The sequence below is a fragment of the Streptomyces yaizuensis genome (assembly GCF_034961445.1).
Taxonomy (GTDB): domain Bacteria; phylum Actinomycetota; class Actinomycetes; order Streptomycetales; family Streptomycetaceae; genus Streptomyces; species Streptomyces yaizuensis.
Map to the genome: position 1 here is coordinate 58,328 of NZ_BSBI01000022.1, position 12,211 is coordinate 70,538.

General features: G+C 74.4%; 7 protein-coding genes and 1 pseudogene. 3 read left to right on the forward strand and 5 right to left on the reverse strand.

What is annotated here, in order from left to right; genetic code table 11:
* Nucleotides 1-5 precede the first annotated feature (5 nt).
* Nucleotides 6-1,904, reverse strand: a complete 1,899-nt coding sequence (locus SYYSPA8_RS35645) for an IucA/IucC family protein (protein WP_407706157.1) — start codon at nt 1,902-1,904, stop codon at nt 6-8.
* 139 nt (nt 1,905-2,043) lie between these two features.
* Nucleotides 2,044-3,420, reverse strand: a complete 1,377-nt coding sequence (locus SYYSPA8_RS35650) for a diaminobutyrate--2-oxoglutarate transaminase family protein (protein ID WP_323451615.1) — start codon at nt 3,418-3,420, stop codon at nt 2,044-2,046.
* Between the two features lie 550 nt (nt 3,421-3,970).
* Between SYYSPA8_RS35650 and SYYSPA8_RS35655 the strand changes: the two genes are divergently transcribed.
* From SYYSPA8_RS35655 to SYYSPA8_RS35665, 3 genes and pseudogenes are all read left to right on the forward strand, one after another.
* On the forward strand, nt 3,971-5,146 hold the full coding sequence (locus SYYSPA8_RS35655) for a trypsin-like serine peptidase (protein WP_323451616.1): 1,176 nt from the start codon (nt 3,971-3,973) through the stop codon (nt 5,144-5,146).
* Between the two features lie 67 nt (nt 5,147-5,213).
* Nucleotides 5,214-6,332: a trypsin-like serine peptidase gene (locus SYYSPA8_RS35660; RefSeq protein ID WP_323451617.1), complete on the forward strand. Its 1,119-nt coding sequence runs from the start codon at nt 5,214-5,216 to the stop codon at nt 6,330-6,332.
* Between the two features lie 9 nt (nt 6,333-6,341).
* Nucleotides 6,342-6,560: pseudogene (locus tag SYYSPA8_RS35665) on the forward strand (hypothetical protein); the annotation flags it as partial.
* A gap of 81 nt (nt 6,561-6,641) precedes the next feature.
* Here SYYSPA8_RS35665 and hflX read toward each other — a convergent pair.
* The 3 genes from hflX to SYYSPA8_RS35680 all read right to left on the reverse strand — a co-directional run bounded on the left by hflX (nt 6,642) and on the right by SYYSPA8_RS35680 (nt 12,179).
* A complete protein-coding gene (hflX, locus tag SYYSPA8_RS35670; protein ID WP_323451618.1) occupies nt 6,642-8,138 on the reverse strand; it encodes a GTPase HflX in 1,497 nt (498 codons plus the stop codon).
* A 233-nt stretch (nt 8,139-8,371) separates the two neighbouring features.
* On the reverse strand, nt 8,372-9,973 hold the full coding sequence (locus SYYSPA8_RS35675) for a M1 family metallopeptidase (RefSeq protein ID WP_407706155.1): 1,602 nt from the start codon (nt 9,971-9,973) through the stop codon (nt 8,372-8,374).
* A 67-nt stretch (nt 9,974-10,040) separates the two neighbouring features.
* The gene (locus SYYSPA8_RS35680) at nt 10,041-12,179 is read right to left on the reverse strand and encodes a RelA/SpoT family protein (protein WP_323451620.1); all 2,139 of its coding nucleotides are present in this window, start codon (nt 12,177-12,179) and stop codon (nt 10,041-10,043) included.
* Nucleotides 12,180-12,211: the final 32 nt, after the last annotated feature.

The window sequence follows — 12,211 nt, forward strand, 5'->3', positions numbered from 1 at the left end:
CCGTGTCAGCGGTGCAGGGGGTTGGCGATGGTGACGTAGACGGACTGGGTCGCGACCGGGCCGGTGAGTTCGTCGAGCCCGCGCAGCCGGGTCAGCAGATTGGCCTTGGCGCGGAGGGTGGGGGCGTCGAGGAGCCGGGCGGGCAGGGAGGAGCCGAGGCCGGTGGCCGAGGCCAGGAACACGCGCGCCACGCCGAGCAGGACCGGTTCCGCGGCGAGACGCTGGGACCCGAAGGCCCCGATGAGGCCGAGGATCTGGTTGACGCCGAGGTAGTAGGCGAAGCGCTCGTCGGCGACGGCGTCGGGGACGAAGGTGTCGCCGGCGGTGCCGACGCCGGGCAGCAGCCGCTCCAGCCGGTCGCGGTGGGACTCGCGGAAGTAATAGCCCTGGTTGTCGCGGTAGCGGCCGCCGGCGGGCCAGCCGTCGGAGTCCAGGACGACCAGGGTGTTCTGCTGGTGCGCCTCCAGGGCGACGCCCGCGGTGCCGTCCAGCCAGAGGACGGGTCGTACCACCTGGTCGAGGTAGCGCCGGAACCACTCGGCGGCGACCGCGCCCACGGGCCGCCCGGTGCGGCGGGCGAGGCCGGCCACGGTCTCCGCGAGGCGGGAGCGCAGGGTGTCCCGGCCGGGCCAGGGCCTCTGCGCGGCGAGCCCGGCGACGCAGACGGCGTCGTCGCCGGGGCCGAAGGGGTTGTGCCGGAGGACGACGTCGAGGCCGGGCACCGGTTCCCCGGCGGCGGGGCCGGCGGCCGGGGTGTCCACGGCGAGCCAGGCGGGGTCGCGGACGACGCCGAAGCCGGGGTGGGCCGCGCGCCAGCGCTCCGCGAGGCCGGTACGGAGCAGCCGGTGGACCTCGACCCCCCGGTGCAGCTCCTTGCGGAGGTTCTCCCTGCGGGAGTTGGTGAGGTGCAGGGCGAGGGAGAGTTTGAGCATGGCCGGGCTGCCGGGGCGGTGCACGGTCCGTACGGAGGACGTGGGGTACCAGGGCTCCCCGTGGGGGCCGAGGTCCCGGAGCAGCCCGGCGTCGAGAAGGGCGGCGACGGCGGGGCGGCGGGCGAGTTCGGCGGCCTGCCAGGGGTGGAGCGGCAGGGCGACGGTGTCCCCGGGAAGGGCGAGGCCGTCCCCGGCGAGTCGCGCGGTGAGCTGTTCGGCGGGGAGCGGCCGGCCCCGTTCGGTCCACGCGGAGTCGGTGGCGAGGATCGAACGGTCGACCGCCATCCAGTGCAGCGGGAACGATCCGTACAGCTCGGGCGCGTACCGCCGGTGCTCGGTGTCGGTGAGGCCCTCGCGGCTCTTGGGGGCGGGGTGCAGGGGGTGGCCGAGGAGCAGGGACTGTTCGGCGGTGAGGAAGGGGTCGGGGTGCGGCGGCGCGGGGTGGGTCCGGCGGTGGGCGAGGGCGGCGGCGGTGCGGTGGACCGAGTCGGCGACCCGGGCCACGAGTCCGGCGTCGGGCGCGGTGTCCGTCTCGCGGGCGAGGAGGGCGGCGACGGTGACGGCGTCCACCGGGGGCGCGGTGCGGGGCGCGGTCTCCAGGGCGGGCGGGTCGAGACGGTGGGTGCCGGCCGGGGACCAGTGGCGGACCGGGACGAGCAGGGCCGTGCCGCTGGCGGGGAGGGGGATCCGCAGGACGGGTCCTTCGGGCGCGGGCACGTTCCGTTCCCGTACCCAGCAGCGCAGCAGCGCCTCGGTGCCGGCGGCGTCGGCGGCCCGGCGGGGGTCGGGGTCGTCCAGGGGGTCCCGGGTGCCCGGGGTGCGGCGCTCCGTACCGGCGCGTGGTCCCGTTGGTCCCGTACGCGTGGACGGACCGGTGGCGGTCCGGGCCCCCTGGCCGCTGTCGGTGCCGGTGCCGGGTCCGGGTCCGGGTCCGGGGTGCTGCCGGGGCACCCGGCCCGCATCGGTGGACATGCCCGTACCCGCACTCGTATCGGTGGCCGTGCCGGGGTCGGGGTCGGGGCCGGGGCCGGGGCCTGCGGCGGGCGGAAGGGACGGGCCGGGGCGCGCGGGGGTGGCGTTCACGAGCGGTTTCCTTGGGAGGTGGGGCCGGTCAGGACGTCGGTGCCGCAGCGGGCCCCCGCCGGGCCCCGCTCTCCGCCGCCGCCAGGGCGTCCGCGAAGCGGTCGAGGACGGCGACGGCCTGTTCGTCGGTGAGGGTGAGCGGGGGCAGCAGCCGTACGACGGCGGAGTGACGGCCGCCGAGTTCGATGATGAGCCCCCGGTCCAGGCACTCCCGGCGGACGGCGGCGGCGAGCGCGGGCGCGGGCGGGGGCCGCCGGGTGTCGTCGTGGGCCGTGGCCTCGGGGTCGACGAGTTCCACGCCGATCATCAGCCCCCGGCCCCGGACATCACCGACCGAGGGGTGGGCGGCGGCCAGCTCCCGCAGGCTCGCCCGCATCCGGGCGCCGAGTTCCGCGGCCCGGTCGGCGAGCCGGTTCTCGCGGACGTAGGCGAGGGTGGCGGCTCCGGCGGCCATGGCGAGCTGGTTGCCCCGGAAGGTCCCGGCGTGCGTCCCCGGCGGCCAGACGTCGAGCGCGGAGCGGTAGACGATCACCGCCAGCGGCAGGGAGCCGCCGATCGCCTTGGAGAGGACCATCACATCGGGGACGACGCCGCTGTGTTCCACCGCCCAGAACGCGCCGGTGCGTCCGACGCCGGTCTGGACCTCGTCGGCGATCAGGGGGATGGAACGGGCCTCGGTGATCGCGCGCATGCGGCGCAGCCAGACATCGGGCGCGGGCAGGACCCCGCCCTCCCCCTGGACGGGTTCGAGCAGCATCCCCGCCGGGGCCGCCACCCCGCCGCACGGGTCGTCGAGCAGGCTCTCGGTCCAGCGCGCCCCCAGTTCGGCGCCGACAGCGCCGCCGACGCCGAACGGGCAGCGGTACTCCTGGGGGAACGGCAGCCGGGTGACCTTGACCTCGGAGGCTCCGCCGGACGCGGCGAGGGCCCCGGCGGTCATCCCGTGGTACGCGCCGGTGAAGGCCAGCAGTCCGCTGCGCCCGGTCGCCACCCGGACGAGTTTGATCGCCGCTTCGACGGCGTCGGTGCCCGCCGGGCCGCAGAACTGGATCCGCGCGTCGTCGGCGAGACCGGGCGGGAGGGTGGCGTACAGCTCGGTGACGAAGGCGTCCTTCACCGGAGTGGCCAGGTCGAGGACGTGCAGGGGCGCACCGGAGTCGATGACCTTCCGGATGGCTTCGAGGACCACCGGGTGGTTGTGGCCGAGGGCGAGCGCGCCCGCGCCGGAGAGGCAGTCGAGGTAGCGGCGGCCGTCGGCGCCCTCGATCGTCAGCCCTTTGGCGCGGACGGGGACGACGGGCAGCGAGCGGGCGTAGGTTCGGGCCGCGGACTCGCGCAGCGACTGGCGGCGCAGAATCCCTTCGTGCGCGGCCGGGGCCACGGGAGCGGATCGGGTCACGGCCACGGCGGTCGGTCCTCCAGCGGTCACGTCGGTGCGGTATGGGAGTGTTTCGGTACGTCGGTGGTGCGGTACGGGCGATACGAGCGGTGCGGTCGTGCGGCGGCGGTGCGGTACGGATGGTGCGGGGTACGGCGGCGCTCCGGCCCGGCCGGCCGGTGCGGTCGGCCGACACCCGGCGGGGCCGTCGTCCGCGCGGTTCCGGATCGGCCCCGGCGGTACGGATCCGTCCGCCGCCCGGCCGGGCTGAACGCTCGCGGTCCCGCTTCCGTATCCATCCCCGTGTGTACCAACGACGCGGCGGGCCGGGGATCACGGTCGGCCCGAAGATCCTTGCGGGGGCGGAACCGTGGAGCCGCCGGGTGCCGTCCCCATCGGCACCGGCGCCGGGGAATCCGCGCTCCGGGAAGGGCGCCCCCCCTTGTAGGGTTCGCGGCGGTCCCGGGAGGCTCCCCGGACCACACGTCCGCGCGTGCTCACGGCACGCCGGTGCCCGCCGGCACGGCCCGCGCCGCGGGGTGCCGCACGGAAGACGAAGCCCCAGGGGGATCACCACATGCAAACCGTCCGTCCCGTCCTGACCGCGGTGTCCATAGCCGCCGCGCTCGCGCTGACCGCCACCGCCTGCACCACGGAGGGCGAGGGCGCGGGCGAGGGCGCGACGCGGGCCGGCGAGGAGAACCTGCTGGACCGGATCACCATCCCGAAGGAGCTGGCGGACCGGCTCAAGGAACACGGCATCGACCTGGAGAAGTGGCGCGACGGCGCCTGGCGGAACTGGGACAGGGACCAGTGGCTGCGCGAGGCCCAGGACTTCGTCAACCCGATCATCGAGGACCTGTGGGACCCGGACCGGATGCGGAAGGCCGAGACCCCGCCGGAGCGGCCCGTCGGCCGGGGGATCCCGGACGGCGACGGGGTCAGTGACCCGGCTCCCCGGCCCGTGACGGCGCGGCCGGTCGCGGCCCCGTACCGGACCGGGGCGCCGGAGGCGGGGAAGGTGTTCTTCGACGGGCCCGAGGGCTCCATGGTCTGCTCGGCCACCGTCGTCGAGGACCCCGCCAACCCAGGGCGGTCCAACCTCGTCTGGACCGCCGGGCACTGCGTCCACGCAGGGAAGAACGGCGGCTGGTACCGGAACATCGCCTTCGTCCCCTCGTACAACAATGCCGCGCGGCCCACCGCCGAGCTGGATTCCGCGCCGGAGAGCGAGATCGCCCCGCACGGGGTGTGGTGGGGCGACTGGGCGAAGACCTCCGGGCAGTGGATCGCCCAGGGCGAGAAGAACGGCGGCAGGGGCGCTCCGTACGACTTCGCGGTCATCCATGTCACCCCGGAGAAGGGCGGCTCGGGGAAGTCGCTGGAGGAGACGGTCGGTTCGGCGCTGCCGGTGGACTTCGACGCGCCGGGGGCGGCGGATCTTTCGGCGGTGACGGCGACCGGTTATCCGGCGGCGGAGCCGTTCGACGGTGAGCGGATGTTCCAGTGCCCGGACGACCCCGGAAGGCTCTCCGTGGCGTCGGAGCAGCCCACGATGTACCGCATCGGCTGCACCATGACCGGGGGTTCCTCCGGTGGCGGCTGGGTGGCGCGGGGCCGTGACGGCCGGCCCGCGCTGGTCTCCAACACCTCCATCGGCCCGGTGCCGGCGGGCTGGCTCGCCGGGCCGCGGCTCGGCGCGGAGGCGAAGGCGGTCTTCACCGCCGTGAGCAGGAAGTTCGCCGGCCGATAGGCTCCCGGGCCGGGTCCTTCGGGGACCGGCGGCCGGCTCCGACCGAACCCTGAGGGGGGATCGTTCCATGCGACCGACGATTTCGTGGCCGGCCGCCGCCGCGCTCGCCCTGGCGGTGGTGTTCACCGCCTCCGGCTGCGGCGGTACGGGCGGGAACGCCGTCAAGGAGTCCGCCGCCGATGCGGCTGCCGAGGCCGCCGGCACTGCCGCCGGGTTCCCCGCGGAGGTGGCCGAACGGCTGCGGGAGAACGGCCTGGACCCGTCCGCCTGGCTGGACGGCGCCTGGCGGGACTGGGACGAGGACACCTGGCTCCGCGAGGCCCGGGACTTCGTCAACCCGGTGATCCGGGATCTGTGGGGGCCCGAGCCGATGACCTCGGCGAGGCCGCCCGCGCAGACGCTCGCCGACGGGGACACGGCCGGGGACCAGGGGGTGAGCGACCCGGAGCCGCGACCGGTGACGGCGGTGCGGGAGGAGCCTCCGTACCAGCGGAACGCGGCCCCGGTGGGCAAGGTCTTCTTCGACGGCCCCCAGGGGGCCATGGTCTGCTCGGCCACCGTCGTCAAGGATCCCGCCGCCCCGGGGCGGTCCAACCTCGTCTGGACCGCCGGGCACTGTGTCCACGCCGGCAAGGACGGCGGCTGGTACCGGAACATCGCCTTCGTCCCCGCGTACAACGACCAGGGCAGGCCGCCGGAGAAGCTGGCGTCGGCACCGGCGGAGGAAGTCGCTCCGTACGGGGTCCACTGGGCCGACTGGGCGTCCACCTCCCAGGAGTGGATCACCCGGGGCGGTCCGACGGGCGGCGCGGGCGCTCCGTACGACTACGCGGTCCTGCGGGTGAAGCCCCGGGAGGGGGCGCGGTCGCTGGAGGAGACGGTGGGCACCGCGCTCGACATCGACTTCGCGGCACCGGATGCGCGGGAGATCAGTGCCCTGGGGGCCTGGGGTTATCCCGCCGCCGCGCCCTTCAACGGCGCGATCATGCACAAGTGCCTGGACCGGCCGGGCCGGCTGTCCCTAGGGAGTGTCTTCAAAGTAGCGTCGTCCGCCCGGAGGGCGGGCCCGGCGGGGTCTGGTGCGGTGCATCGCAAGGCGGAGGAGGGAGTCCATGCGGAGCATCGGCGACTGACGACAACGCAGCGAGGTGCCGTGCCAGGGCACGCCGGGCAGACGGGACTTTGAAGACACGACCTAGGGCCTGGCACCCCGACGATGCACCGCATCGGCTGCACCATGACCGGCGGATCCTCCGGCGGCGGCTGGTTCGCCGCGCGCGCCGACGGCTCGCCGGTGCTGGTCTCCAACACGTCGATCGGCCCGGTGACGGGCGGCTGGCCGGCCGGGCCCCGGCTCGGCGGGGGCGCCCGGGATCTCTATCCGGCGCTGAGCCGGCGATCCGCCGGGCCGTAGCGCGGGAGCGTCGCACCCCACGGACGCGGAAGTGCCCGCACCGGATTCGGTACGGGCACCTCCACGATCACGGGTGGGCGGTCAGCGGGCCGCCGGCACATACGGCGCGAGCGCCGCCGCCAGCTCCTCGTGGACCCGGGCCTTGAGCAGGGTGCCCTCCTCGTCGTGCTGCTCGGAGATCACCTCGCCGTCGGCGTGCACCCGGGCGACCAGGCCGCCCTGCGCGTACGGCAGCAGCACCTCGATCTCGACGGCAGGGCGGGGCAGCTGGTCGTCGATGAGCCGCAGCAGCTCCTCGATGCCCTGCCCGGTACGCGCCGAGACGGCGATGGCGTGCCGCTCGATCCGCAGCAGCCGCTGGAGCACCAGCGGGTCCGCCGCGTCCGCCTTGTTGACGATCACGATCTCGGGCACGTCGGTCGCGCCGACCTCCCGGATCACCTCACGGACGGCCGCGAGCTGCTCCTCGGGGGCCGGGTGCGAGCCGTCGACCACATGCAGGATCAGATCGGAGTCCCCGACCTCCTCCATCGTGGAGCGGAACGCCTCGACCAGGTGGTGCGGCAGATGCCGGACAAAGCCGACCGTGTCCGCGAGGGTGTAGAGCCGGCCGCTGGGGGTCTCGGCCCGGCGGACCGTGGGGTCCAGGGTGGCGAACAGGGCGTTCTCCACCAGGACTCCGGCGCCCGTGAGCCGGTTGAGCAGGGAGGACTTGCCCGCGTTGGTGTAACCGGCGATCGCCACCGACGGCACCTTGTGGCGACGGCGCTCCTGCCGCTTGATGTCGCGGCCGGTCTTCATCTCCGCGATCTCCCGGCGCATCTTCGCCATCTTCTCGCGGATCCGCCGCCGGTCCGTCTCGATCTTGGTCTCACCGGGGCCTCGGGTGGCCATGCCGCCACCGCCGCCGCCACCCATCTGCCGGGAGAGCGACTGACCCCAGCCGCGCAGCCGGGGCAGCATGTACTGCATCTGCGCCAGCGCGACCTGGGCCTTGCCCTCGCGGGACTTGGCGTGCTGGGCGAAGATGTCGAGGATCAGGGCGGTCCGGTCGACCACCTTGACCTTGACGACGTCCTCCAGGTGGATCAGCTGGCCGGGGCTCAGCTCACCGTCGCAGACGACCGTGTCGGCGCCCGTTTCGAGGACGATGTCCCGCAGCTCCTGGGCCTTGCCGGAGCCGATGTAGGTGGCCGGGTCCGGCTTGTCACGGCGCTGGATGACGCCGTCGAGCACGAGGGCGCCCGCCGTCTCGGCGAGGGCCGCCAGCTCGCCCAGGGAGTTCTCCGCGTCGTGCACGGTGCCGGAGGTCCAGACACCGACCAGCACCACGCGCTCCAGGCGCAGCTGGCGGTACTCGACCTCGGTGACGTCCTCGAGCTCGGTGGAGAGGCCGGCGACACGACGCAGCGCCGCGCGCTCGGCGCGCTCCAGCTGCTCGCCGTCCCGCTCTCCGTCGATCTCGTGGCTCCAGGCGACGTCCTCTTCCATCAGGGCATCGGCCCGAAGGCTCTCGGCGCGCGTCCGCTCGAAGCTCTGCTCGTCCTGGGACTGGGAAGGGGATGAAGAGGAGGTCATTGGATCCTTACGTCGATACGTCGAATGGGTGGGGGTGCGCCGCCCCGGAGCCGGTCCGGTGCGCCGTTCGTCAATCACAACGCGTGACGGGGCCGGATGATTCCCGTGGGGCATCCCCCGGGGAATCCGCGCAGTCGGCGCAACCGGCCTCGGCGGCGTCGCCGACCCGTCGATGGTCCCACGCGGCCGGCGGGCCCGTCACGCGGGTTTCCCCGGCGGCCGGGCGGGGGGCCTCACCGGCGTACCGCAGGGGCGTGCGCGGTGTCCTTGCCGGGCTGCCGGCCGGTGCCCCGGGTGTCCGCGCCCTCGGCCCTGCCGCCGGTGGTCCCGCCGGTGGCCGTGGCGACCGGCAGGCTGCGCCAGTCCGGATGGCCGGGCATCGGCGGGGTGCGCTCCCCGTACAGCCACCCCTGGAGGAACGCCGACAGGTCGCGCCCGGCGGTCTCGGAGGCGAGCCGGACGAAGTCCTCCGTACCCGCCGTTCCGTCGCGGTACTCCCGTACCCACGCCCGCTGCAACCGCTCGAAGGCCTCTCGGCCGATCGTCTGCCGCAGGGCGTACAGGACGAGCGCGCTGCCGTCGTAGACCACCGGCCTGAAGAGGCTGATCTTCTGTCCGGGGGCGGGCGGTTTCGGCGCGGCCGGCGGTCCGCCGTCGGCGCGCCAACGGTCCGACTGCCGGTACGCCTCGCGCAGCCGCGCCTGGAGCGTGTGCCCGGACTTCTCCTCCGCGTACAGGGCCTCGTACCAGGTGGCGTGCCCCTCGTTCAGCCACAGATCGGACCAGCGGCGCGGGCTGACGCTGTCGCCGAACCACTGGTGGGCCAGTTCATGGACCATGATCGAGTCGACGTACCACGCGGGGAACGGGCTCCCGATGAAGATCCGGCGCTCGAACAGCGACAGCGTCTGGGTCTCCAGCTCGTAGCCGGTGGCGGCGTCGGCGATCAGCACCCCGTAGTTCTCGAACGGGTAGGGGCCGACCTTCCCCTCCATCCAGGCGATCTGGTCGGGGGTCTTCGCGAGCCACGGCTCCAGGGCGGCGGCGTCCTTGGCGGGGACCACGTCGCGCACGGGCAGCCCGCCGGGTCCTTCGCGGGTGGGGACGGCGGAGGCCCCGATGGCGACCTGGGCGAGTTCGGTGGCCATGGGGTGCCGGGTGCGGTACGCCCAGGTGGTGGTGGCGCCTTCGGGCCGGCGGCCCACGCGGACCCCGTTGGCGACGGCGGTCAGCTCACTGGGCGCGGTGACCCTGATGGTGAAGTACGCCTTGTCGGCGGGGTGGTCGTTGGAGGGGAAGACCCGGTGGGCGACATCGGCCTGATTGGCCATCACCAGTCCGTCGCGGGTGCGCACCCAGCCGCCGGTACCGCCCCGGGGGTCGCTGGTGTGGGTCACCGTGATCCGTGTCCTGGAGCCCGCCTCCAGGGGCAGCAGGGGCTGGATCACCAGGTCCTCGTCGACGGTGGCGAACTCGGCGGGGAGGCCGTCGACCTCCACGGAGCCGACCGTTCCGTGGGCGAAGTCGAGGTTGATCCGCTCCAGCCGCTCGGTCGCCGTGGCCTCGATGCGGGTGACGGCGTCCAGGGGCGTGGTGTTGTTCCCGTGGTAGGTGAAGGCCAGGTCGTAGGAGAGGACGTCGTAGCCGGGGTTGCCGAGCAGCGGGAAGAGCGGGTCTCCGATGCCGAGCGCGACGGGCGGGGGCGGCGGCAGCACGGCGGCCACCAGGGTCGCCGCGGCTCCGGCCAGCAGCAGCGCACGCATCCGGCGAAGGACGCGGGAGCTCCGGGGTCGCCGGGGGGCGACGGGCGGAGCGGCCAGGGAGTGGGACAGCATGCACAACCGCTATCAGGGCCGGTGGGCCCCGGGTGCGCGGGCGCGCGTCCAAACCACCCGAACGAGGTCAGCCGGTCGCCGCCGGATGCTGGCTCCGGCTCACGTCGTACACGCCCGGCACCTGGCGCATGGCCCGCATCAGGGCAGGGAGTCCGGCGGCGTCGGGGAGGGCGAGGGTGTAGGTGTGGCGCACCCGCTGCTCGCTGGGCGGCTCGACGGTCGCGGAGACGATGGCGGCGCCCTCGACGGCGATGACCTCGGTGAGGTCGGCAAGGAGCCGGGGGCGGCCGAAGGACTCGGCGACGAGGGTGACCCGGCAGCCGGCGGCCTCGCCCCAGCGGGCGGTGATCGGCTGCCGGTCCAGGGTCGCCATCCGGGCGACGGCCGAGCACATCTCGCGGTGGACGGTGACGACTCCGCCGCGTACCGCGAACCCGATCACCGGGTCGGGGGGGACGGGTGTGCAGCAGCCGGCGAGCCGCACGGTGGCGTCGGGGAGGTCGACGACGGCGTTGGCGACGGCCGGCCGATCGGCCTCGGTGGTGACGGGCGCGGTCCTGCGGGGGGCGGTCGCGGGGTCCTCGGCCCCGTGGGGATGGCTCTCCAGCCAGGTGGTGATGGCGATCCGGGCGGCGGGCGTACGGGCGTGCTCCAGCCAGTCGGGCGCCGGGCCCCAGCCGGCGTCCCGGGCCTCGGGGGTGTCCTGGACCCCGGGGGCGCCGGCGGCGTCGGGGGCGTCCTGGGCGAAGAGCAGATGGACGGTGTCGCCGTCGCCGAGGACGGTGCCCAGGGTCGCGAGCCGGCCGTTGACCCGGGCGCCGATACAGGCGTGGGCGTGTTCGCCGTACTGCGCGTAGGCGGCGTCCACGCAGCTGGCGCCGGCCGGCAGACCCAGGGCACGGCCGTCGGCGCCGAAGACGGTGATCTCCCGGTCCTGGGCGAGGTCGGCGCGGAGCGAACTCCAGAAGGTGTCGGAGTCGGGGGTGGACTGCTGCCATTCGAGGAGCCTGGAGAGCCAGCCGGGCCGGGTGGGGTCGGCGCGCTCGCCGTCGGCGGGCTCGGCGCTCTCCAGGGCGGGGTGGGGGTTGCCGAGGGCGATCACCCCGGCCTCGGCGACCCGGTGCATCTGGTGCGTACGGATGAGGACTTCGGCGACGGACCCCTCCGGGCCCGCGACGGCGGTGTGCAGCGACTGGTAGAGGTTGAACTTGGGCGCGGCGATGAAGTCCTTGAACTCGGAGATCACCGGGGTGAAACAGGTGTGCAGCTCGCCCAGGACCGCGTAGCAGTCGGCGTCCTCGCCGACGAGGACCAGGAGCCGGCCGAAGTCGGTGCCGCGCAGGTCGCCGCGTTTGATGCTGACGCGGTGGACGGAGACGAAGTGGCGGGGGCGGATGAGGACTTCGGCGGCGATCCCGGCCTCCCGCAGCACGGCCCGGACGCGCTCGGCGATCGCGTCGAGCGCCGCGCCCGCCGAGGAGTTCTCGGCGATGAGGCGGCGGGTGCGCTCGTACTCGGCGGGGTGCAGGATCGTGAAGACCAGGTCCTCCAGCTCGGTCTTGATCGCCTGGACGCCGAGCCGCTCGGCGAGCGGGATCAGGACCTCCCGGGTCACCCGGGCGATACGGGCCTGTTTCTCGGGGCGCATCACGCCGAGGGTGCGCATGTTGTGCAGCCGGTCGGCGAGTTTGATCGACATCACGCGGACGTCGTTGCCGGTGGCGACGAGCATCTTGCGGAAGGTCTCGGGCTCGGCGGCGGCCCCGTAGTCGACCTTCTCCAGCTTGGTGACGCCGTCGACGAGATAGGCGACCTCGGCGCCGAACTCGCGGGTGACCTGATCGAGGGTCACCTCGGTGTCCTCGACGGTGTCGTGGAGGAGCGACGCCGTCAGGGTGGTGGTCTCCGCGCCGAGTTCGGCGAGAATCAGGGTGACCGCGAGCGGATGGGTGATGTACGGCTCGCCGCTCTTGCGGAACTGGCCCCGGTGGGACGACTCCGCGAGCAGATACGCCTTGCGGAGCGTGGCCAGATCGGCGTCGGGGTGATGGGCCCGGTGGGCGTCGGCCATGTGCGCGATGGCGTCCGGCAGCCGGTCCCGGCCGGGTGTGCCGAGGAGCGCGGCACGGCCCAGCCGGCGGAGGTCGATGCGTGGACGGCCGCGTCTGCGGCTGTGGGCACCAGGGTTCACGGCCTCTGCACTCATGGGGGCTCCTCCGGGCGGCAATCGACCGGCGA

Excerpts from the sequence above, each read along its gene's own strand:
- SYYSPA8_RS35680 (WP_323451620.1), bottom strand. The coding sequence starts at position 12,179 with ATGAGTGCAGAGGCCGTGAACCCTGGTGCCCACAGCCGCAGACGCGGC.
- SYYSPA8_RS35660 (WP_323451617.1), top strand. The coding sequence starts at position 5,214 with ATGCGACCGACGATTTCGTGGCCGGCCGCCGCCGCGCTCGCCCTGGCG.
- SYYSPA8_RS35675 (WP_407706155.1), bottom strand. The coding sequence starts at position 9,973 with ATGCTGTCCCACTCCCTGGCCGCTCCGCCCGTCGCCCCCCGGCGACCC.
- SYYSPA8_RS35645 (WP_407706157.1), bottom strand. The coding sequence starts at position 1,904 with ATGTCCACCGATGCGGGCCGGGTGCCCCGGCAGCACCCCGGACCCGGA.
- hflX (WP_323451618.1), bottom strand. The coding sequence starts at position 8,138 with ATGACCTCCTCTTCATCCCCTTCCCAGTCCCAGGACGAGCAGAGCTTC.
- SYYSPA8_RS35655 (WP_323451616.1), top strand. The coding sequence starts at position 3,971 with ATGCAAACCGTCCGTCCCGTCCTGACCGCGGTGTCCATAGCCGCCGCG.